This is a genomic window from Nostoc sp. ATCC 53789 (assembly GCF_009873495.1).
Lineage (GTDB): Bacteria > Cyanobacteriota > Cyanobacteriia > Cyanobacteriales > Nostocaceae > Nostoc > Nostoc muscorum_A.
In genome coordinates this window covers 6,724,174-6,746,746 of record NZ_CP046703.1, presented here as the reverse complement: position 1 = coordinate 6,746,746, position 22,573 = coordinate 6,724,174, and the positions used below count along the sequence as shown (strand labels likewise).

21 protein-coding genes and 1 tRNA gene are annotated in these 22,573 nt (G+C 42.2%); 12 read left to right on the top strand and 10 right to left on the bottom strand.

The window, feature by feature from the left end:
* Positions 1-28 precede the first annotated feature (28 nt).
* The 7 genes from GJB62_RS27935 to GJB62_RS27905 all read left to right on the top strand — a co-directional run bounded on the left by GJB62_RS27935 (position 29) and on the right by GJB62_RS27905 (position 8,343).
* On the top strand, positions 29-1,555 hold the full coding sequence (locus tag GJB62_RS27935; RefSeq protein WP_114084144.1) for a serine/threonine-protein kinase: 1,527 nt from the start codon (positions 29-31) through the stop codon (positions 1,553-1,555).
* Between the two features lie 111 nt (positions 1,556-1,666).
* Positions 1,667-1,740, top strand: a tRNA-Asp gene (locus GJB62_RS27930).
* Between the two features lie 133 nt (positions 1,741-1,873).
* The gene (gene gltX, locus GJB62_RS27925; RefSeq protein ID WP_114084126.1) at positions 1,874-3,319 is read left to right on the top strand and encodes a glutamate--tRNA ligase; all 1,446 of its coding nucleotides are present in this window, start codon (positions 1,874-1,876) and stop codon (positions 3,317-3,319) included.
* A 223-nt stretch (positions 3,320-3,542) separates the two neighbouring features.
* Positions 3,543-4,037: a hypothetical protein gene (locus tag GJB62_RS27920; protein WP_114084125.1), complete on the top strand. Its 495-nt coding sequence runs from the start codon at positions 3,543-3,545 to the stop codon at positions 4,035-4,037.
* A 419-nt stretch (positions 4,038-4,456) separates the two neighbouring features.
* The gene (gene ftsH2, locus GJB62_RS27915; protein WP_114084124.1) at positions 4,457-6,343 is read left to right on the top strand and encodes an ATP-dependent zinc metalloprotease FtsH2; all 1,887 of its coding nucleotides are present in this window, start codon (positions 4,457-4,459) and stop codon (positions 6,341-6,343) included.
* A 124-nt stretch (positions 6,344-6,467) separates the two neighbouring features.
* Positions 6,468-7,733, top strand: a complete 1,266-nt coding sequence (locus GJB62_RS37650; protein ID WP_245246026.1) for an ADP-ribosylglycohydrolase family protein — start codon at positions 6,468-6,470, stop codon at positions 7,731-7,733.
* A 64-nt stretch (positions 7,734-7,797) separates the two neighbouring features.
* Positions 7,798-8,343, top strand: a complete 546-nt coding sequence (locus tag GJB62_RS27905) for a hypothetical protein (RefSeq protein WP_114084122.1) — start codon at positions 7,798-7,800, stop codon at positions 8,341-8,343.
* A gap of 171 nt (positions 8,344-8,514) precedes the next feature.
* On the opposite strand, the gene GJB62_RS27900 is transcribed toward GJB62_RS27905, so the two are convergent.
* Positions 8,515-9,825, bottom strand: coding sequence for an aminopeptidase P N-terminal domain-containing protein (locus tag GJB62_RS27900; RefSeq protein ID WP_114084121.1), 1,311 nt, complete (start codon positions 9,823-9,825; stop codon positions 8,515-8,517).
* Between the two features lie 305 nt (positions 9,826-10,130).
* Here GJB62_RS27900 and GJB62_RS27895 point away from each other — a divergent pair, with 305 nt between their 5' ends.
* Both GJB62_RS27895 and GJB62_RS27890 read left to right on the top strand, forming a co-directional pair.
* The gene (locus tag GJB62_RS27895; RefSeq protein ID WP_159402597.1) at positions 10,131-10,298 is read left to right on the top strand and encodes a hypothetical protein; all 168 of its coding nucleotides are present in this window, start codon (positions 10,131-10,133) and stop codon (positions 10,296-10,298) included.
* A gap of 693 nt (positions 10,299-10,991) precedes the next feature.
* A complete protein-coding gene (locus GJB62_RS27890) occupies positions 10,992-12,215 on the top strand; it encodes a VCBS repeat-containing protein (RefSeq protein WP_114084120.1) in 1,224 nt (407 codons plus the stop codon).
* 99 nt (positions 12,216-12,314) lie between these two features.
* On the opposite strand, the gene GJB62_RS27885 is transcribed toward GJB62_RS27890, so the two are convergent.
* The 8 genes from GJB62_RS27885 to GJB62_RS27850 form a co-directional block, all read right to left on the bottom strand.
* Complete coding sequence (locus tag GJB62_RS27885) at positions 12,315-13,082, bottom strand: MBL fold metallo-hydrolase (protein WP_114084119.1); 768 nt, start codon at positions 13,080-13,082, stop codon at positions 12,315-12,317.
* A gap of 3 nt (positions 13,083-13,085) precedes the next feature.
* A complete protein-coding gene (locus tag GJB62_RS27880; RefSeq protein ID WP_114084118.1) occupies positions 13,086-13,685 on the bottom strand; it encodes an aminodeoxychorismate/anthranilate synthase component II in 600 nt (199 codons plus the stop codon).
* Between the two features lie 236 nt (positions 13,686-13,921).
* Positions 13,922-14,377, bottom strand: a complete 456-nt coding sequence (locus GJB62_RS27875; RefSeq protein WP_012408078.1) for a diacylglycerol kinase family protein — start codon at positions 14,375-14,377, stop codon at positions 13,922-13,924.
* 151 nt (positions 14,378-14,528) lie between these two features.
* On the bottom strand, positions 14,529-15,056 hold the full coding sequence (gene ybeY, locus GJB62_RS27870) for an rRNA maturation RNase YbeY (protein ID WP_114084143.1): 528 nt from the start codon (positions 15,054-15,056) through the stop codon (positions 14,529-14,531).
* 115 nt (positions 15,057-15,171) lie between these two features.
* A complete protein-coding gene (locus tag GJB62_RS27865) occupies positions 15,172-15,327 on the bottom strand; it encodes a DUF3285 domain-containing protein (protein ID WP_012408076.1) in 156 nt (51 codons plus the stop codon).
* Positions 15,328-15,502: 175 nt separating this feature from the next.
* Positions 15,503-16,625, bottom strand: a protein-coding gene (prfB, locus tag GJB62_RS27860) for a peptide chain release factor 2 (RefSeq protein WP_114084117.1) whose coding sequence is annotated in 2 segments (ribosomal slippage) — positions 15,503-16,552 and positions 16,554-16,625 — 1,122 coding nt in all. Because the reading frame shifts where the segments join, the coding sequence is not laid out codon by codon here.
* Between the two features lie 75 nt (positions 16,626-16,700).
* Positions 16,701-17,042: a PCRF domain-containing protein gene (locus GJB62_RS27855; RefSeq protein WP_159402596.1), complete on the bottom strand. Its 342-nt coding sequence runs from the start codon at positions 17,040-17,042 to the stop codon at positions 16,701-16,703.
* A gap of 220 nt (positions 17,043-17,262) precedes the next feature.
* Positions 17,263-17,991, bottom strand: coding sequence for a Bax inhibitor-1 family protein (locus GJB62_RS27850; protein ID WP_114084115.1), 729 nt, complete (start codon positions 17,989-17,991; stop codon positions 17,263-17,265).
* A 326-nt stretch (positions 17,992-18,317) separates the two neighbouring features.
* Between GJB62_RS27850 and GJB62_RS27845 the strand changes: the two genes are divergently transcribed.
* The gene (locus tag GJB62_RS27845; protein WP_114084114.1) at positions 18,318-19,103 is read left to right on the top strand and encodes an RNA polymerase sigma factor SigF; all 786 of its coding nucleotides are present in this window, start codon (positions 18,318-18,320) and stop codon (positions 19,101-19,103) included.
* Between the two features lie 58 nt (positions 19,104-19,161).
* Here the strand turns inward: GJB62_RS27845 and bchD are convergent, their stop codons facing one another.
* Complete coding sequence (gene bchD / locus GJB62_RS27840) at positions 19,162-21,198, bottom strand: magnesium chelatase ATPase subunit D (protein WP_114084113.1); 2,037 nt, start codon at positions 21,196-21,198, stop codon at positions 19,162-19,164.
* A 93-nt stretch (positions 21,199-21,291) separates the two neighbouring features.
* Here bchD and GJB62_RS27835 point away from each other — a divergent pair, with 93 nt between their 5' ends.
* The gene (locus GJB62_RS27835; protein ID WP_114084112.1) at positions 21,292-21,879 is read left to right on the top strand and encodes a Uma2 family endonuclease; all 588 of its coding nucleotides are present in this window, start codon (positions 21,292-21,294) and stop codon (positions 21,877-21,879) included.
* A gap of 43 nt (positions 21,880-21,922) precedes the next feature.
* Positions 21,923-22,531 (top strand): hypothetical protein, encoded by a 609-nt coding sequence (locus tag GJB62_RS27830; RefSeq protein ID WP_114084111.1) that lies wholly within the window; start codon positions 21,923-21,925, stop codon positions 22,529-22,531.
* The last annotated feature ends 42 nt before the right edge of the window (positions 22,532-22,573 follow it).

Here is a 22,573-nt window from a genome sequence, read left to right as displayed (position 1 = left end):
AATAGACTCAGCAGCAGAGGTGAATAAAGTGAATCAAAGCCCATTTACATCTCCAAGTAGTACGGGCTTACTTGCCAATCGTTACCAACTGAAGCAATTAATTGGTAGCGGTGGCATGGGTGAAGTTTTCTTAGCAAATGATATTTTGTTAGGAGGTATACCAGTTGCTATCAAGTTTTTAACTCAGACTGTTGTCGATAGCAAGATGCAACAAGACTTTGCTCGTGAAGCTTTAATGAGCGCAGCTTTGAGTCAAAAGAGCTTACACATAGTGCGGGCGTATGATTATGGTGTGAATGAGAAAGGAAAACCATACTACGTGATGGAATATCTATGCGGTAAGAGTTTAAAGGACTTAATTCCGCTACCATTGTCGATGTTTTTGACTCTTTCGCGCCAAATTTGTTTGGGCTTACAGTGTGCCCATCAAGGTATTAATATTGACGGCAAAATTTGTCCGTTGGTTCATAGAGATATTAAGCCTGCCAATATATTAGTTATTCCCGATCCGATATTAGGTCAGTTAGTTAAAATCCTTGATTTTGGGATTGCTAGATTTTTAAATTATGCCTCAACAGCTAGTACAAGCAGGGGATTTAATGGCACTTTACCCTACTGTTCTCCAGAACAGTTAGATGGAGAAAAATTAGACAGTCGCTCTGATATTTATAGCCTGGGTGTGATGATGTTTGAAATGCTCACAGGCAAAAAACCTTGGGAACCAGAAACTGATTACTTTGGTGCTTGGTATAAAGCACATCACTTTGAACAACCAAAAACGATCGCAGATGTTAAACCAACTCTGAAAATACCTCAGAAGCTAAATAATTTAATCATGTCTTGCCTTGCAAAAAAAGCAAGCGATCGCCCCCAAAATATCGCTCAAATTTTGCAAGTATTAAACAGTTTAGAACAATCTAATTCTACCAGTTTCCCAACAACTTTATCCTCTAATCCCATCCTTAGCCGTCCCCTAGATTCTGGATTACCAATTGCAGTAGAACAAAGCTGCCGACAACTTTTGTGGCCTCAAAACAAACCAACTCAAGAAATTGTTTTTCCCCAGCTTATAGATACTGCACAAGAATCTATGACCGCACTATGGCTGATGTTGCCTAAACAAGAAATCAAAAACTATGCTCTTTCTACCCTTTACAACCAGTTTATCTTCATGACATCCCCTCACCCAATGCTGTTGTGGGTAACTGTACTCTACAACCGGCAATTGGCTCCTAAGTGGCTACCGTGCTACTTAGATATGCAAAATTCCCAAAATCTGAAGATGGTAAGCCTACTGGCTGAAAATGAACACTATCCTTTGATTTTCTTTACTCTGGAAGCACCACATTCCTGCGCCAATGTCCTCAGTAGTCGCATCGAGCCAACTCAGCGACAAATGTTGAAAACCTGGGTGCAACAGACTCATAGCCTACCACCAGCTTCTGTGCCCCAAGTCAGCAAACAGCTATTAAAACAGCAATATAAACAAATGCAATCCCGGATATTGCAGCATTTAGAATCTAAGCCCCAGGTTGTATTATCAAGGTCTATTTAACGGTAAATTCGCACCTTGGAGAGACGGGGCAAAAATAATTTCTAATTTCTCACTCCAAAATGCTTGACAAGCAGAAAAAAAATAGTGATAATAGCAAAGTTGACCAAACAAGGGACTGTAGTTCAATTGGTTAGAGCACCGCCCTGTCACGGCGGAAGTTGCGGGTTCGAGCCCCGTCAGTCCCGTTCTAAATTTATAAGTAGTGAATCACCGAGCTTCGGTGATTTTTGATTTGGAATTCCCCAAAAGGATTGACCCAGAATTGGGGGTTTGAATATAAGCTACATTTATCATGCTTTGCGAAAGAGAGAATTAACTGTGACTGTCAGAGTCCGTATTGCGCCGAGTCCAACCGGAAATTTACACATTGGTACAGCTAGAACAGCTGTATTTAACTGGTTATTTGCCCGTCACCACGGCGGGAAATTTATCCTGCGAATAGAAGATACAGACCTAGAGCGATCGCGTCCCGAATACACCGACAATATTCTTGAAGGATTGCGCTGGCTAGGTCTTAACTGGGATGAAGGGCCATTTTTTCAATCTCAACGCCTGGATCTTTATAAAGAAGCAGTACAAAAACTGCTAGATCAAGGATTAGCCTATCGCTGTTACACCACCAGCGAAGAACTAGAAGCGCTAAGAGAAGCCCAAAAAGCTAGAGGCGAAGCTCCCCGCTATGACAACCGTCACCGCAACCTCACACCAGAACAACGTGCTGCTTTTGAAGCAGAAGGTCGTTCTTATGTGATTCGCTTCAAAATCGAAGATGGGCGGGAAATTGTCTGGAATGACCTAGTAAGGGGAAAAATGTCTTGGCGAGGTAGCGATTTAGGTGGTGATATGGTCATCGCCCGTGCCTCAGAAGAGGGTAGCGGTCAACCACTATACAATTTTGTCGTTGTAGTGGATGACATTGATATGCAAATCACCCATGTCATTCGCGGAGAAGACCACATCGCCAATACCGCCAAGCAAATTCTGCTGTATGAAGCAATGGGTGCAAAAATTCCAGAGTTCTCCCACACGCCGTTAATTTTGAACATGGAAGGGCGCAAGCTTTCTAAGCGGGATGGTGTTACTTCCATTTCTGACTTTCAGAAAATGGGCTTTACCTCTGAAGGCTTGGTAAATTATATGACATTGCTGGGTTGGTCGCCACCAGACTCGACGCAAGAAATATTTACCTTAGAAACAGCAGCTAAAGAGTTTGGCTTTGAGCGTGTAAATAAAGCAGGTGCAAAGTTTGACTGGGACAAGCTGGATTGGTTGAACAGTCAGTATATCCACCATACACCAGTAGATAAACTCACAGATTTACTCATACCCTTTTGGGAAGCGGCTGGCTATAAATTTGATGGTGGAAGAGATCGCGCTTGGTTAGAACAGCTTGTAACTTTAATTAGCCAGAGTTTGACTCGTTTAGTAGATGCAGTACCTCAAGGTCAACTATTTTTTAGCGACACAGTTGAATTTAGCGAAGAAGGCAGTACACAACTTAAGCAAGAAGGTTCTACTGCTGTCCTTGAGGCAATTGTCACAGCTTTAGAAAATCAGCCGCAACTCTCGGAAGCTGCCGCTCAGGACATAATCAAACAAGTGGTGAAAGAGCAAAAAGTTAAAAAAGGCTTGGTAATGCGATCGCTCAGAGCAGCCTTAACCGGAGATGTTCATGGCCCCGACCTCATTCAATCTTGGTTATTACTAAATCAGATTGGTTTAGACAAGTCGCGTTTGAGTCGGGCAATAACAGAAGCTAATTAGCAATTACTTCCAGATTTTAGAAATACTTTAGATTTTAGGGGCGCACAAACGTGTGCCCCTATCCATAAGGTAGAGCAACTATAAGAACAACAAATCATTGACTAATTACTAATGAATTATCCCCAATTTCAAATCTAAAATAGGTAGTCAATTCTCCCCACATTGGGAACTTGGTGTGTAAAATTCATGTCTTCAAAACCACTTAGAAGCGAACGTAATTACAATGCCGACAAAAGCGCTCAATAGAGGGATGAGATTATCGTTGATGATAGTTACGCTCTTCATCACATCGACAGTTAACGCTGTGACTGATGCTCAGGAAGCGCCAACGATATTTGGAGATTTAACTATTAGTCCCCAGTTTTCGCCAGACCCCCTGACAGTTCGCGGGATGAGTGGTGGTTCAATATCTGGGACTAAAGTAGGTGCCAGAAGTGAAACAGCCACTGGTCCTTGTACCGGATTTGTTGATGAAACACCAGACCACACATTAGCGTTAACAAGTAAATTCGACTACTTAAAGTTGCAAGTCCAAAGTCCTGAAGACACCACCATAATTATCAAGGGGCCAGGTGGTACTTGGTGTAATGACGATTTTGATGGCAAAAATGCCGGCATTGTTGGTGAATGGCTGGCTGGAAATTACCAAGTTTGGATTGGTTCCTACAAACAAGGTAAATATCTTCCTTACACTCTCAAAATTACAGAAGTTAAGTAGGGTATTGGGCAGAAGAGGCAGAGGGGCAGGGGGAAGAATGCAGAGGGGATAAAAGGTAATTTTTATTCTCCCCCTTGCCCCCTGCTCCCTGCTCCCCTGCCTCTTCCCTAGTCTCCCTAAATAGATGATTGTGAGAGGTTGAAACGACATGAGGAGCGTTGTGGAGAAATACTCCGTGGCTTTGCATCTCGTTGCGCTCCCTTTTCTCGTGCGATTTTGTATTAAAATTAAGTTAACTTTGATTAAGATTCTTGTTAGCATCGCCATAATGCTCTAATTGCCTTATGACAGTGCATATAAGAGATCAAATTAAACAAAATGGATTTATAAACATCCGTTTAACAGCTTAAAGTGACAGAGTGATGAACACTTGGTTACTAGAGCTGATGAATTGTATAGGCATCTAGAGGCAAATTAAGATGAAATTCTCTTGGAAAGTCGTAGTACTCTGGACATTGCCGGCTTTGGTAATTGGCTTTTTCTTCTGGCAAGGGGCCTTTGCAGGCGCTCCTACTGACATGAGTAAAAATGCAGCCAATACCCGCATGACTTATGGCCGCTTTCTAGAATACTTGGACGGCGATCGCGTCAGCAGTGTTGACCTCTACGAAGGCGGTAGGACAGCTATTATCGAAGCCCGCGATCCAGACATCGAAAATCGCATCCAAAGGTGGCGGGTGGATTTGCCTGTTAACGCTCCTGAGTTAATCAGCAAGCTCAAAGAAAAAGATATTAGTTTTGATGCTCACCCCATGCGGAATGATGGCGCAATCTGGGGATTGTTGGGCAATCTCGTATTTCCAGTTTTATTGATTACTGGGTTGTTCTTTTTGTTCCGGCGTTCTAGCAACCTTCCCGGCGGGCCAGGTCAAGCGATGAACTTCGGCAAATCTAAGGCGCGTTTCCAAATGGAGGCGAAAACCGGGGTTAAATTTGATGACGTAGCGGGTATTGAAGAAGCTAAGGAAGAACTACAAGAAGTCGTCACTTTCCTGAAACAGCCAGAAAGATTTACTGCTGTAGGCGCACGGATTCCCAAGGGAGTGCTGTTAGTTGGGCCTCCTGGAACTGGTAAAACTTTATTAGCAAAAGCGATCGCAGGCGAAGCAGGCGTACCTTTCTTCAGTATTTCCGGTTCGGAATTTGTAGAAATGTTCGTTGGTGTGGGTGCATCCCGTGTCCGCGATTTGTTCAAGAAAGCCAAAGACAACGCCCCTTGTATTATCTTCATCGATGAAATCGACGCAGTAGGACGGCAACGGGGCGCTGGTATCGGCGGCGGTAACGACGAGAGAGAGCAAACCCTCAACCAGTTGCTCACTGAAATGGACGGGTTTGAAGGTAACACAGGCATCATTATTATTGCTGCTACTAACCGTCCCGACGTACTAGACTCAGCTTTGTTACGTCCCGGTCGCTTTGACCGACAAGTAACAGTTGATGCACCCGATATTAAAGGGCGTTTGGAAATCTTGGAAGTCCATTCACGCAACAAGAAACTAGACTCTAGCGTATCTTTAGATGCGATCGCTCGCCGCACTCCTGGATTCACTGGTGCTGATTTAGCTAACTTACTCAACGAAGCGGCAATTTTGACCGCTAGAAGACGCAAAGAAGCTATCACCCTCCGCGAAATTGATGATGCGGTGGATCGGGTCGTCGCTGGGATGGAAGGTACTCCTTTGGTGGACAGCAAGAGCAAGCGCTTAATTGCATACCATGAAATTGGACACGCCTTAGTGGGAACTTTGTTAAAAGACCATGACCCAGTGCAGAAAGTTACCTTGATTCCAAGAGGACAAGCACAGGGTTTGACTTGGTTTACTCCCAACGAAGAACAAGGATTAATTTCTCGTTCTCAGTTGAAAGCCAGAATTACTGGTGCTTTGGGCGGTCGCGCTGCTGAGGAAGTAATTTTTGGGGCTGCCGAAGTTACCACTGGTGCTGGTGGAGACTTGCAGCAGTTATCGGGAATGGCACGGCAAATGGTGACTCGGTTCGGGATGTCCGATTTAGGGCCACTATCGTTGGAAAGCCAGCAGGGTGAAGTATTCTTGGGTCGTGACTGGACAACTCGATCTGAGTATTCCGAATCTATCGCCTCTCGCATTGATGGACAAGTGCGAGCGATCGTGGAAGAATGCTACGAAAACGCGAAGAAAATTGTCCGCGACCATCGCACTGTCACCGATCGCTTAGTCGACTTGCTCATCGAAAAAGAAACCATTGACGGCGAAGAATTCCGCCAGATTGTGGCTGAGTACGCTGAAGTACCTGAAAAACAGCAGTACGTACCGCAACTGTAAGCTCTTAAAGAAAAATCTTGAGCTACTGGTCAATTTAAATGGGGATGGTGTTAGCTATCCCCATTATTTTTTGTAAATTTTATAATACAGAATACTACATCAATTTTTAGTCTAGGAAGGAATTGTGCCAACAACAAAAGATCCTCGACTCGTTTGCGCTCAAAATTCCCTTGAAGGTCTATCGGTGGGTGATGCTTTTGGAGAGCGATTTTTTCTCCATCCAGATGTGGCAGAAAGTTTGATTGTCGCCCGTGCTATCCCTGCATCACCTTGGTACTACACTGACGATACCCAGATGGCGCTCTCGATTGTATCTATTCTCCAAAAATACGGGGAAATTAACCAAGATTATCTGGCAGAAAGCTTTGCCAAACAATACGACAGCGAACGGGGTTATGGTCCAGCAATGCACAGGCTATTAATGCAAATACGCAATGGCGAATCTTGGCAGGAATTGGCAAGTAGTCTGTTTAACGGACAAGGTTCTTATGGAAATGGAGCAGCGATGCGCGTTGCACCAATAGGGGCGTTCTTTGCCGAAGATTTGGATTTAGTTGTCAAGCAAGCACAAGCCAGCGCTGAAATCACTCATACTCATCGAGAAGCGATCGCAGGTGCTATTGCTGTTGCTGTAGCAATTGCTGCTGCTTGGGCGTGGAGACTCAAAGATTCTTTACCCAGCAAAGAAGATTTTCTCAACCTTGTCTTACCTTATGTTCCAGAAAGTGAGGTAAGTGCAAAAATTCATCAGGCTGTGAATTTGCCGGAAAACACATCAGTGCAATCAGCAACGGCAATCTTAGGAAATGGAACTCATGTCTCAGCACAAGATACAGTCCCCTTTGCTCTGTGGTGTGCTGCCCAACATCTTGACAACTACGAAGAAGCACTGTGGTTAACTGTAAGTGGCTTGGGAGATAGAGATACTACTTGTGCGATCGCGGGTGGTATTGTGGCGGTATCTACAGGTGTAGAAGGTATTCCCACGGCATGGCTGCAAGCACGAGAACCTTTGCCTAACCATGAGCAAGAAACAATCACACTCTTCCGTCCTACTGGGCCAAAAGAACTGGCTTTGATTAAAGAAAGTGGCGATCGCGAATTTCCTCCTCGACTACCTGAACAGCCTATTTTCTACCCGGTACTTAACGAAGAATACGCCGCACAAATTGCTCGTAACTGGAATGCCACAAGTACTGACACAGGATACATCGGCTATGTAACACGTTTTCAGGTGCGTGCAGAGTTTTTAAGTCGCTACTCCGTAAAAACTGTAGGCGGTTCTATACATCAGGAATATTGGATACCTGCGGAAGATTTACCTGAGTTTAACTGTAATATCGTTGGTTTGATTGAAGTAATATCAGAATTTCGCCAGTCAAAAAATTGAAAATCTGAAATTGGTAGCATAGGTACTGTATACAAAAATCTACCTACTTTTATTCCCACAATTTATGAATAATAAAGTTAAATTATTGACTCTTGCTTCCTTAACATTGGTAGTTTCTTCTCTAACTGTCGGCACAGTTGTAGCACAGGCGAAACTGACAAATCAGGCAAAACTGTTTATCAATGGAATCGGTGCAGTACGAGTTGGGATGACTGTTTCTCAAGCGGCAAAGGCTGCTAGTACTAAGTTAGTGGGCGATCCACCCAATAACAATTGCTACTATGTTAAGCCACAAAATGAACCCAACAATCTTTCATTCATGGTTACAAAAGGTCGTATTTCTAGAGTAGATGTGCGGCAGAATACCCAGATTACTACCCTCAAAGGTGCAAAAATTGGCGACACCGAAGCGCAAATCAAGTCTCTTTACCCAGGACAAATTAAAGTCACACCTCATAAATATGTCCAAGGCGGACACTACTTGACATTTGTCCCGAAAGACCGTGCTGATCAGAACTATCGCGTTATTTTCGAGACTGACGGTAAGCGTGTTACTGGGTTTCGGTCAGGTAAACTACCAGAAGTTGAATTTGTTGAAGGCTGTTCTTGATTTAGGAACTTTCTGCGATCGCTCCTAGTGCCAAAAGTGACGATCGCACAGATTAACCCTCATTTTTATACAAGTGCATAAATTACCCCGGCTTACTTTATTGAAGCCGGGTTTTCTAACGTTTCCCAGATTGGGAGAGAGACTTGAAAATTAGCTCCCCTTCTCCCTTTTTTATCGTTCCAGTTCATCCACTGCCTTGGGAACTCCCGCAGTTAACACCTCATGTCCATCAGGTGTAACTAACACATCATCCTCAATCCGAATACCAATGCCAATCCATCGAGGAGCAGTCTCTGGTTGGTCTTCTGCTAGTTTGGTGTCAGGCACAATATATAGTCCCGGTTCCACTGTCAAAATTTGACCTGGTTGCAAAATCTGCGGTTTGTCTTCACCGTGCTGGTAAACTCCCACATCATGAACATCCAAACCTAACCAATGACTGGTGCGGTGCATATAATATGGCTTATATTTCTCTTCTTCAATTAACTTATCAATTTCACCTTTGAGAATGCCAAGTTCAACTAAACCTTCTGTGATAACGCGCACTGCTGTATCGTGAACTAATTTGAAGGGATTACCTGGTTTCACTTGAGCGATCGCTTGTTTTTGCGCCTCCAAAACAATCTCATACAGCGTTTTTTGTTCAGGCGTAAATTTACCCCCCACAGGAAATGTCCGGGTAATATCCGAGTTGTAATAACCGTAAGCACAACCGGCATCAATTAGCAGTAATTCTCCATCCTGCATTTGACGATTATTTTCAATGTAGTGGAGTACGCAAGCATTCACACCGGAAGCCACAATCGAAGGATAAGCTGGCCCCATTCCACCCCGGACTCGAAAGATGCGTTCCATCTCCGCCTGAATTTCGTACTCATAACGTCCAGGTGCGGTGATTTCTTGGGCGTAATTGTGTGCTTCAGTGGCGATCGCAACCGCTTGACGCATTAACCCCAACTCAGCTTCACTTTTAATTAGTCTCATGCTGTTGAGAACAGGGCCAGTATCTTCAATGGCGATCGGGCCAGTACCGCGTTTAGGATAAGTCCGCAGTAAACTTTGGTAATGTCTCAGGATTTGGTCATTAAAAGTGCGATCGCGTCCTAAGTGATAGTAAAGGCGGCTGGCTTTTTCCAAATACTGCGGCAACTTTTCATCTAACTCGCTAATGGGGTATGCTTCATCAGCACCATAAATTTCCTTGGCTGCATCTACCCCACAAAGATAACCAGTCCATACTTCCTTTTCGCGATCCTTCGGTTGGACAAACAGCACAAACCGATGTTCTGAATGATGTGGCGCTAACACTGCTACTGCCTGTGGTTCGTTAAAACCAGTTAGGTAGAAGAAATCACTGTCTTGGCGATAAACATACTCGACATCGTTGTGCATCACTGCCATTGGCGCACTGCGAAAAATGGCTGTGCCATCACCAATTTTTGCCATTAACTGCTCACGACGCTGCCGATATTCTGCTTGCATAGCTGATGTTTTTATGAAAATATTGTATTATTTTACACTTTTAGCAACTGATAGATGCACAGTTCAGGCCTCTTAATAGTTGCTAATCTAAGTTATTCTAACCAATATTTGTTTCCACTCAAGCCATAAATCGTTGGAGAATAATCAATTATCTTGAAATACTCAGATTTCCTAATTTTGAAATAACTCGCAAATATTGTTGTTATCGAATGATTTAGTATTTTTATAAAAAATAAATTATTTTTAACGCCTTATTCCATATCAATTTTGGTAGTTAATAAATTCCACAACACGCTGTCAAGAATATGTCTGCTCAACCCCTAGCAATAAAAGCGATCGCTTACGTGGTCAATAAAGATGAATTCGTAGTATTTACATATACTAATTTTTTCGAAACTGGCGTGCAATTACCTGTTCGTACAGTTGAAGAAAGTAAGCAGACATCTAGAGCTATTCCACAAAATAAAAAATAGTAGTTATTCCGCAAACAATTGAGAAATTCATCATAAAACAAGGACTTATTACACAAATTATTAGAATTGATGTAGCGATTATTTCTATTTTAGCATATTTGTAACTTTGTAATAAATACGGATATTACTTTATAAAGCTAATTTTGAAAGTTTGTATTAAACATTTGAGTACTTAAAAAATAAGGACTAAATTCCTTCCTGCGAACTTACTTACCAATGAATTGAAGTTTGAAAGGCTACTATAGGAAGCCGCTTTGATTTTTGTTCTAGCCATAGTGGGCAGGCAATAGTCAAGAAGGATTTTTGAGCTGTACTGAGTTATTTTAGGCAATCAAATATTAGTCCTATAGTGTAGTGTGAATACTTTTTGTCTGACTCATGAACCGTTAAAGATATAAGTAGAATTTTGATAAAAGTTTTGAATGTCAAAGAAAACAGATAAAGCTTTATTGCTTTATCTGTAAATCATCATATACATAATGAACAAAAAGAATTTTGTAATTGTTTGTATAGGACTTGAAGATTTTATAATTATCACTTAAAACAAACAAAGATTTATCTTCAAATAATGATATTAATAAACAAAAAATAGTTATAAAGAAATATGGAAAACCTGGAAAATGTTATTTAGTTACAGAAAGCGGCTTCAAAAAAAAGTTAAAAAAATATGACAACCAATCATAAAAACACACCATGTTTGGAACTCAAAATACTTCAAAAACTTTGAATGCACAATGGACACAAACTTCCGAAAAAATACAAGCATTATCATCTCCTCTTGATAGCGTAACTCCTCTAAATTCTGATTCGTTTTTGGGGAGTAAGAGTTCCTACCAACCACAACAATCTGCTGTGGTGTCAGCAAATCCTAATCCTAATCCTTACTTAACCAGTGCGGCGATTGTTCCTGACTTCAACGGTGATGGCAAAACAGATAAAGTTTGGGTCGATTCTACAACTGGTGAGATTATTATTCGGTTGATGGATGGCACAAAAGTTGTCGAACAGGGTTCTTTGGGTCAATTTGACCTATCCGCCTATGATTACAAAATTGCTGATTTCAATGCTGATGGTAAAACCGACTTCTTATTACGCAATAAGACAACAGGTGAGAACAGCATTGTGCTGATGGATGGAACTAGAGTTGGTTCTGCGGCTGCTCTATCTAGCGTTGATGCAGCCTGGAGTCCTCAGATTGGGGATTTCAATGGCGATCGCAAAACCGATATCTTCTGGCACAATGCTACAACCGGTGAGAACGCTATTTGGGAGATGGATGGCACCACAGTTCTCACTGCAACTGTTCTAGACACTACAGACACAGCTCTAACTCCTACCATTGTTGATTTCGATGGCAATGGCAAGAGCGATATTTTCTGGCGCAATGGGACAACTGGCGATAACAGCGCTTGGTTTATGGATGGTGCCCAAAAGACTGAATTTGCGCTGCAATCCCAAGATGCAGCCTGGACTGCTAGCCTTGGTGATTTCAACGGCGATTTAAGCACTGACATTCTGTGGAGAAACGCTCAAACCGGTGAAAACAAGGTTTGGACGATGAGAGGCATCTTAGTCACAGAAGGCGCTTTGGGAACACTTGACTCATCCTGGACTTCCAAAATTGGTGATTTCAACGGTGATGGTAAGACCGATATCTTCTGGCACAATGGAACCACAGGCGCGAACACCGCTTGGTTGATGGATGGTACAACAGTTGCGACTGAAGCTTTCTTACCGACCAATAACGCAGCTTTGACACCATCTCTTGGTGACTTCAACGGCGACGGTAAGACCGATATCTACTGGCGCGATCAGACCGCAGGTTCAGACAACATTTGGACTATAGATGGAACAACAGCCGTTGAGAATCCCATCAGCGATGCAGATAAGCTTGGCCCACAGTGGTATACATTCTAAAATCAGAATTCAACATTCAGAATTCTGAATTCAGGAGGTAGGAGGTAGAAGTCATTATTCTCCCCCTGCTTCCCCTTGTTCTTTCTCAGTCCCTTTTATTCAAAACTTGTAAGTCAAAACCTGAATTTCACTCTTTTCTGGCAATTTACCAGGGCTAATGGAAACACTATCTCCATTGCTACGCCGCACTGTCGTACCTTGCATTAAGGTCAAAAAATCATCAAGTGGTGAAATATCGCACTTAGCAGCATCAGCCGCCTGTGTCCGATAATGGGTCGGAATCACCAGCTTGGGATTTAATACTTGAATAGCCTGCTTTGCTTCTTGAGCATTGTAGGCTTTTGCGCTGCCTCCCACCGGAATGAATAATACATCGGGTCGTCCCATCAAGATTTTTTGCTCAATGGAAATAGGTGCAGCGGCTCCCCCTAAGTGTAAGATATTAATCCCGCCTTGCTTCCAACTCCAAGCAGTATTTGAGCCAAATTGCTTACCACCTTTGCGATCGTGGTCTATGGCAATTCCTTGGAACTTAATACCTTTAAACTCATAAACTCCTGGTTCGTAGATGAGTTTTGCATTTCCCGGTAGTACGTCCACCGCACCTTCATCCAGCAATTGACTGCTAATCAGTACCAAATCTGCTGCAACTTTTGGTATTCGATATTTAGCAGTACAGCCAACCGTCCGAAATGGATTGACGAGAATTTTTGCACCACCACCAGTAAAAAGAAAGCAAGTATGACCCAACCACTGAACTGATAAACCGCTAGATTGTGCGTCAGCTTGAGATTTAGAACCCAAGGTAGTAACTAAAGCTGTGGCCAAACCCGCCCCAGCATAGCCCATCAACTGTCGTCGTTTCATTAATTATGCTCTTGACTGTAACTGTTCGAGAAAATTTCGTAATAACTGTTTTCCTGAAGATGTCAGGACACTCTCTGGGTGAAACTGGACACCCTGAATGTGAGGATAGTTCCGGTGTCGCACTCCCATGATGGTGTTATCTTCAACCCAAGCGGTGATTTCTAACACATCTGGGCAAGTCTCACGTTCGATTACCAAACTATGATACCTAGTGGCGATGAGAGGATTTTCTAATCCCCGAAAAACCCCCACCCCAGTGTGAGATACCTGAGAGGTTTTGCCATGCATCAACTCTGGAGCAGGAATTATTTTACCACCGAATACTTGGCCGATGCTTTGATGTCCCAAACAGACACCTAAAATTGGCAAATCTTGTCCTAGCTGTTCAATCAATTCTAAGGATATACCCGCATCTTCCGGGCGGCCAGGCCCAGGAGAAATAACTACGGCTTCCGGCTTTAATGCACGAATCTCATCTATGGATATCTTGTCGTTACGAAAAACTTTAATATCATTTGCTACTGAGAATTCTGCTGCTAATTCTCCCAGATATTGCACTAAGTTATATGTAAAACTGTCGTAATTGTCGATAACTATAATCAAAGCTCATCACTCCTGGTTTTTAGCTCTCATCAGATTACTGATACTATATTGTTCGCTAGATATAAAAATAACGCTAACGTAGACACATAAATATGAAGCGGCTACTTTATAACAAGCCACTTCTTAAATTTTTAATTTATTAAAATGTCTTCTCTACAGTGAATTGGGTAGAGTGCGATCCTCTTACCAAGTCACTTGGCGATCCCTGGGTTGGGCTACGCCTACGCAAATCATATTTACAAAGCGGATATAATTAACCTTACCAGAGGAGGGAGCAATAGCGTACCAGCTACCAGCACCGCTACCAAAGCAGAGACAAGAACTGCACCAGCTGCACAATCTTTAGCGATTTTTGCCAATTCATGATATGTCTGCTTAACGGTTAAGTCCACAAGAGACTCGATCGCTGTATTTAGTAACTCTAATGCCAAAACTAAACCACTAGTTATACCAATTACCGCTATTTCTACAGCTTGCAGGTGCAAAAATACGCTTAAACCGATCGCTAAAGCACAAACGCTTACGTGGATGCGAAAATTACGTTGAGTTTGAAAACTATAGCTGATTCCAGCCCAGGCATATTTAAAACTAACAAATAAATTAGAGGCTACTTTCCAGGAAAATTCCCGTTCGTTAGACACCAGTGTTTGTAACGAGGTAGGCGTTGGTGATGAAGAAATTTTTGGGGACATAGACTTAAAAATACAAAAATAGAGTTGCTACAGTGGGAATATTCGCCGATCTTAATGGCAGAATTAACTTTGAGGCAATCTTTAAGCAAATTTGCACAGAAGTATTATAAAAGTATTACCCAAAATTAACATTAAGAACACATAACTACTGCTATTCCATGTCAATAGCAATACCTATTGCGTTCAGCAATCTTACTTGCTGTTTTAACATTCGCCCCAAACTTTCTTCATCAGGATGATCCCAGCCCAACAGGTGTAATAAACCGTGAGATGCTAACCAAGCTAGTTCAGTTGGTAAGCTATGTTCCTGCTGGTTAGCTTGACGCTGTGCTGTATCTACAGACACGATAATATCACCTAAGTATAATGGTACAGATGCAAGCATTTCTTTGCTTTGCGGAAAATCCACTTCTAAAGCAGCAAAAGCTAAAACGTCTGTAGGCTTATCTTGTTGACGATACTGAGCATTCAGTTCTTGAATTTGCGAGTCATCTGTCAAACGCAGCCCAATTTCATAACTTGGTGCTGGCGGAATTTGAGGTTGAAGTATTTCCAACCACTGATTAAACCAATTTTCCCAAGTTTCAGGAGGAATTCGAGTATCAGTGTCAGCAATTTTTACAGATGTTGTCGGGGACAAATCGTAAAAAGAATCCTCCACATATAGTTCAACGCTCAGGGGCACATAGTCTCCTTATCTGAGGTTTAGGGTTGACTGTCCTTTGTCCTTTGTCATTGGTCATCTGTCCTTTTAAATATAATTAATGACTAATGACTAATGACTAATGACTAGCTTAGTGAGTTAAGTAAGCAAGACCAACAAGGAGAGCTAAAAGCCCTACGGCTGTCAACGCAAAATGCTTTAGGGAAGTTGCACCCTTCCGCACCATGTTTCGCATGGCGAGTTTTACGTAGCTAGGTTGAGGTTCTGTTGAAGGAGAGTTGCTCATAGTTATTTGTCTACAGACTCTTTTATAACTGTAACAGTGGTCTGGGATAGAATGGCGATCGCTTGCATATTACTCAGAAATTTCTCTCAAAACGCGCCAATCTAAAATCCTCAAAAATCAAAAGTGCTAAGTAATGTTAAAAAATCATTACTTAGCACTTGCAAATAATCCCAAATTATGAGTCAGGGTTTTCTACTAATTTGTTTTCTTGGCGCAGATAAGCTTGAATGAATGGATCAAGTTCGCCATTCATCACATCGCCAATCGCCGTTGTTTCTGTATTTGTACGTAAGTCTTTCACCATTTGGTAAGGGTGAAATACATAATTACGGATTTGGTTTCCCCAGGAAGCCTCTACCATATCGCCACGAATTTCGGCAATTTCTTGGGCGCGTTGCTCTTTGGCGATGACCAAAAGCTTTGCTTTGAGGCGATTTAGGGCTTTCTCTTTATTTTGCAACTGCGATCGCTCTTCTGTACAGCGCACGGCAAGACCAGTAGGAAGGTGAACTATCCGCACCGCAGTTTCTACTTTGTTGACGTTTTGCCCACCTTTACCACCAGAACGAGTTGTGGTGATTTCCAAATCCTTATCTGGAATGTCTAATTGCACAGAGTTATCAATCTGTGGCATCACTTCCACCCCTGCAAAACTGGTTTGTCGCTTACCGTTGGCATTAAAAGGAGAAATCCGCACTAAGCGATGTGTACCCATTTCCGATCGCAAGTAACCATAAGCATAGCGACCGGTAATTTCTAGAGTTGCCGATTTAATTCCGGCTTCATCACCCTCCGACTCTTCAGCTAAAGTTACCTTATAGCCGTGAGCTTCGCCCCAACGGGTGTACATTCGCATCAGCATAAATGCCCAGTCTTGAGCATCTGTGCCACCAGCACCAGCACTAATCGTCAGTACAGCACCTTCCGCATCATAGGGGCCAGAAAGTAACTGTTGTAACTCCCACTGATCCAGGTCACGATTCAGTTTAGTGATGGTAGATTCCGCTTCTTGGAGTAGTGCCTCATCGGTTTCTAACTCCAACAATTCAACAACTGCCCTAGTATCTTCCAGATTGGCGTGCCAGCGATCGTATTGCTCGATGTGGGCTTTCAGTTCGGTGAGTTCTTGTAGGGTTTCTTGGGCTTCGGTTTGATCACCCCAAAATTCTGGTTGAGCGGATATTTTTTCGAGGTCTTGAATTTTGGCTGTCAGTGCAGGTACGTCAAAGATAGTCCTGGGTTTTACCCAGGCGGCCAGACAACGTTTCGATTTCGCGTTTGAGTTCTAAGACATCCATAATGCTTGCTGTAATGATAGATAGAGCGCTTTGGATTGAGAAATCGCTCTTTATTCTACTTGTATCTATATAATTTTAGCTGTAGTTGGGCAATTTCTCTCTGCACCACTTGTATAATGCACCTTTTTGGTCGCAGGGGTCGGACATCAATTGTTGTATTTCTACTGTTTCGAGTTCTTGCTGGAGTTGGGTAAGGTTGGTTTGCGCCTCTAGCAACAATTCATCATCAGCTGATAATTCCAACAATTCCAACGCAGCCTTGATATCTTCTAGAATCGAACACCAGCGCTGATATTCCTGATGCTTGTAGAATATGGAGTATTCAATTTCTTGAAGTACTTCATAAGCACGGGTTGGATTATTCCAAAAATCTGGTTGAGCAATTACTTGATGTAAGTATTGAATTCTTGCAGTCAAATATTGGAGGTCAAAGACAGTCCTCAGCCTTACCCAAGATATTAGACAACTTTTCTACTTCAATTTTGATATTTAAGAGTTCAAGCATAGTTTTGCTCACTTGAGGCTTAACTTAGTCTACATATATTACTGTTAAACGGATAAAAAAAACCGTGGCTGCGAAAAATTTAACCACGGTTTTACTTTATAAAACTTTACTTTTGTTATTGCCTATAGGCAATTAATCGCGGCCATTGATGGCAATTAGCAACCGCAAGATAAAGACAAACAAGTTGATATAAGTAAGGTACATCGACAAAGCAGCAGGTAGATATTGGTCATCGCTGTAAGTGCGGGGCAAAATGTAGAAATCGACAACAGAAACCCCAACAAATAGAAATACTCCTAAACCGGAGATGGCAATTTCTAACCAATTTGGCGTGTAAACACCAAACATGGCAAATCCAAATTGGGCAAGGCACACAACCACCAAGGCGATAACGCCAAGATTGATGGTTTTCGTCAAAGCCATCCCATCTTGTTCAGAAAGATTTGAACCTATTTGACGGGCGAAAATAAAAGTAACGCCACAACCAAGGGCAGCTAAACCAATGCCTTGAATGCCAACACCTTGGGATCTCAAAGCGACAAATACCAAGCCACTGAGAGTATATCCAGACAACAGGCTGTAGGTTGCCAACAGGGGTAACGCAAGACCCTTGTTACCTTTTTGGGCAACATTTTGGGCAACAAAGAACAAAATTAACTCCAAAATCACCGCACCAATAAAGGTGGGAAAGAATATTCCGGGGTTAGTACGGATAACTCCCAAACCACCGTAGGTTCCTAATGCCGTTAGCACCAATCCACCACCGACGTAGGGGAGGGCGTTGGCAATCACGTTTGGGCCAACGAGGGCGTGAGATTTAGCCTCACGCATAGCTTCACGAAAATTACTGGTATTGCTCATATTGAAAAACTGTTTTTTAGGAAAACGTTCTGCCTATTCCTATTCTTACCAAGATTTTGGGCCAGCAACCAGAAAGGGGAAGAGACGACTAAACAAAAAACATTATCCAATGTTGAAATTTTTATGTGAAAAACAAAAATAACCTGCAACAGAAAGGTTATGAAAATCATGCGTACAAATACTGAATTATAGAGTTAGACCCCTCATAAGTTCAGTGAAACGACGATAGCTTATTCTTCCCTGACTAAGCAAAATAATAACAGCTTAGAAGAAAATATACGCAACTCCATTTTCTGAGGAATAGGAGTTTCAACAAAGGAATGTATATGGCAACAAGTGAGTCCTCTTTACGAACTGATGGTATAGAATTATTACACTTGTACCACCAGAATCCTTCTATTAAACTTCGTAATAAACTTGTACAGTTACATACTGGCTTAGTACGGAAGATGGCTCATAAATTCAGCCATCAATGTAATGAACCTTATGAAGATTTAGAACAAATTGGGTATTTTGGTTTGATTAGGGCTATTGAGCGTTTCGATCCTAGCCAAGGATATGCTTTTAGTTCCTTTGCAGTGCCATATATTCGTGGAGAGATGCTGCACTTTTTGCGCGATCGCAGTACTTTATTAAAAATTCCTCGTCGTTGGCAAGAATTATACAATGAAGGACAAAAGATTCGCAAGGACTTAGCAATGTCTTTAGGTCGCCAGCCTAAAGATGCTGAAATTGCCAACGAACTTCGGGTATCTGTACAAGAATGGCAAGAAACCAAGTTAGCTGCTCAAAATCGGATGCCTTTAAGTTTAGATGCAACCGCAGTTAACTATGTTGATTGCCAAATAACCTTGGGTGAAGCACTTCCTTGTCCTCGTTCTCATGTTCTTTTACAACAAGAAGAAGAACGCCAACAACTGCAAGGTGCAATCAATATGTTGGAAGAAAAGCCCCGTATGGCAGTCGAAATGGTATTTTTGAAGGAACTTTCTCGCAAAGATGCCGCTAAAAATATTGGCACTAGTCCAATGACGGTAACACGCTATCTGCAAAAGGGAATCCAGGATTTGATTTGTTATTTGCAACCACAGGTAATGCCCACTGGCTCGTAGTCATTAGTCAGTGGTTAGTAGAAAAGCAACTGACTAATGATAAATGACAAATGACAAATTATCTAGATTTTAAATCAGCGATCGCACCTTTGGTCATAGCAGCAATAGCTTGATCTGTCGCTTTTGGCAAATGATAATATTTACCGCCTGCTGTTTGCGATAATTCTTTAGCAAAGCCAGTAGACACAAATTTACTTTCCGTATCAATTACTAATAGTTGCATCCCCAAAGCACGAATTCTAGCAGCAATTTCTAATAATTCTCCTTTGATATCTGGCTTTTCTCCTGGTTCAAGCTGTTCACCTAAAGAACGCGCTAAGGGAATATTACCCCGCCCATCGGTGATTGCTACAAGGACAACTTGCCCAATATCTCCACTCATCTGGGCATTTAGGCCAACGCGCACAGCTTGAGTTAAACCATGCGCTAAGGGCGAACCCCCACCACAGGGCAACCTTTCCAAACGGTTACGCGCCAAAGCAATAGAACGTGTTGGAGGCAATAATACCTCTGCCTGTTCTCCCCGGAAAGGAATTAATGCTATTTGATCACGGTTTTGATAAGCTTCTGTTAACAATTGCATCACTGCACCTTTAGCCGATTGCATTCGATTCAGAGCCATTGAGCCAGAAGCATCTACCACAAATACTACCAACGCCCCGGCTTTGCGTACCAGGCGTTTCGAGCGAATATCAGCCTGTTCGACAATAACTTTTCTATCTGGTTGTCTTTCTCTGCGTGCTTTTTGATAAGGAGCAGCTGCTCTGAGGGTAGCATCTACTGCAATACGTCGCGCTTTTCCCTTGGGCAACATCGGCTTAATGTAGCGTCCCCTGTCATCGGAAAAGATGACACTGCGACTACCAGATTTACCTTGCCGCTTCGCCATTTGAGTAAAGTAAAGCACGTTGTCATCAAGGATTACCCCTTCTGGATCAAAGATAAATTCTTCCGGGATGCTAGGGGGTTCTTGCTCTTGATTTTCTTCTTTTTCTTCCTGTTCGTCTTGTTCTTCGTCTTCAGATTCGTCCTGGGGTTCTTCTTGATTTTGTTGCGGCGGCGGTGGAGGCGGAGGTGGTGCTTGATCGGGTGGTGGTGTCTGCACAACTGTGGCGCGTGGTACAATCACCAGTTCTACAGCACGGCGCAAATCTTCGGCATTAACTGTTGTTCGTCCCTCCAAAGCCGCAGCAGCTTTGGCAACTCGTGTGGCGAATAACTCGGCGCGATGTCCCTGAACTCCGCCGCGAATTGCCTCATCCACTAAGTAGGCAATTTGTTCGTGGGTGATGATTACTTCTTTCAACCATTCCCGCGCCAAGATGATTTGGGTTTTGAGGGAGTCTAAATCTTCGTTGTACTGTTTGAGAAAGTCTTGGGGAGATTTAGAATAAGCGATCGCTTGTTCAACTGCTTCTACTCTTTGGTCTAAGCCGAGTACACCGTCAGCAGAGAGTGCGATCGCAATTCTATCTAATAAATGCTCCCGTAATCCACCTTCTTCTGGGTTGTAGGTGGCAATAAATAGGGATTTGCACGGATGCTGAAAACTAATCCCTTCCCGTTCTATCTGGTTGCGTCCATCAGATAATACTGTTAGAAGCTGATTTGATATTTGGTCATCTAATAAATTAATTTCGTCTACGTACAGTACACCCCGGTTTGCTGTAGCAAGTAATCCAGGCTGAAAAATGGTATCACCTTGTTTTACCGACTTTTCCACATCTACTGAACCGAGGAGTCGGTCTTCTGTGATACCTAGAGGAATTTGTAAAAAAGGCGCGGGGATAATTTCGACGGGAACATCTTGAATGTCTTTGTCTGCGTACTCCGCCAAAAGTTGATCGTCCCATTCCTCTGGGTGATTGGGGTCACAATTACTGATTGAACCTTTGACAACTTCAATCGGCGGTAGGAGAGCGTGGATAGCACGAGCCATTACAGATTTTGCCGTACCACGACGACCTGCGATCGCTACTCCTCCCAAACCAGGATCAACGGCTGCTAACAGCAAGGCTAATTTAATTGCTTCTTGACCGACTACGGCTGTCAAGGGAAAGGCAGTGATGGTGGGGTTGATAGTAGGCGCAGGCATTGTTTGCTTTCATAGCGAGTCTCGGCCTTTAGCATACCAATTTCTGGCACATTTAGAATATAAGTGCGATCGCAATGATAGAAAGGTAAGTTTATGAGTATTGCTCAGGCTAAACGCTTCACGCTGGATGAATACCACAGACTTGGAGAATTGGGCTTTTTCCATGAAGATGACCACATTGAATTAATCAACGGGGAAATTATTGAAATGGCATCTAAAGGTAAAGCCCATGAAACTTGTTTAAGAAAACTGTGGAAGGAACTCCCCAAAATAATAGGAGACAAGGCTACTTTACAATCTCATGCACCAATTACTTTACCACCTAACAGCGAACCTGAACCAGATTTTGCGATTGTTCAAAACCGAGATGATAATTATCTCTCGGCTCACCCTAAAGCGGCTGATGTGTTATTGGTGATGGAAGTTTCCGATTCTTCTTTAGCTTATGATCAAGATGTGAAAATACCTCTCTATGCTAAAGCGGGTATTACTGATTATTGGATATTCAATTTATTCGATAATTATTTGGAAGCTTACAGTGAACCATATCAGGATAATCAAGGCAGATATGGCTATTCAAATAAGCGAATTTTATTGTCAAATGAGGTAATAAGTTTTCCCTGCTTTCCTGATTTGTCTCTTGATTTAGCTAAGGTGTTTCCGCCAAAGCTTAATTTTTAAAATTTGTTATAGTATTCAGTCATAAGACAAAGGAGTAAGTTTTATGGCTTATAGTGATTTTAAACTTATTGAAGTTATTGAGTCTTTTGGGTTAGTGATCCAGGAATCATCTGGACTATTCGCAAATGTCCAGGAGCAAGACTGTAGTGATTTATTATCTACTATTCTTAAGGAGAATGTTGATTTAGCAGTAGCGATAAGTTCTGAAAAGGCTCGTAGTGAAATGATAATAAGTCCAATTTTATTAGAAATTAGACGCAAATTTAATTATGAAATCAGCTTTTTTTCGGGAGTAGATTTTACTGTTGATAGTCAACGAGGATTAAATGGCTTTTGTGATTTTATTTTGAGTCTTTCTTCGGAGCAGTTACTTGTACGCAGTCCGGTGATTGTCTTAGTAGAAAGTAAAAATGAGAATTTGAGGTCTGGTTTAGCGCAATGTATTGCCGAAATGGTAGCTGCTCAGTTATTTAACGAAAGAGGTGGAAATAAAATTAAAGCTATATATGGTGCTGTTACTATAGGTACGCTCTGGCAATTTCTTAAACTTGAAGGCAATGTCGTTTTGATTGATTTGAGCGAATATTATATTAAAGATATTAAGAAAATTTTAGGTATTTTGTATAGTGCGATCGCGCAAAGTAAGCTATAGATTATTTATTAGGTTGAATATTATTGACACTACTATTCAGTT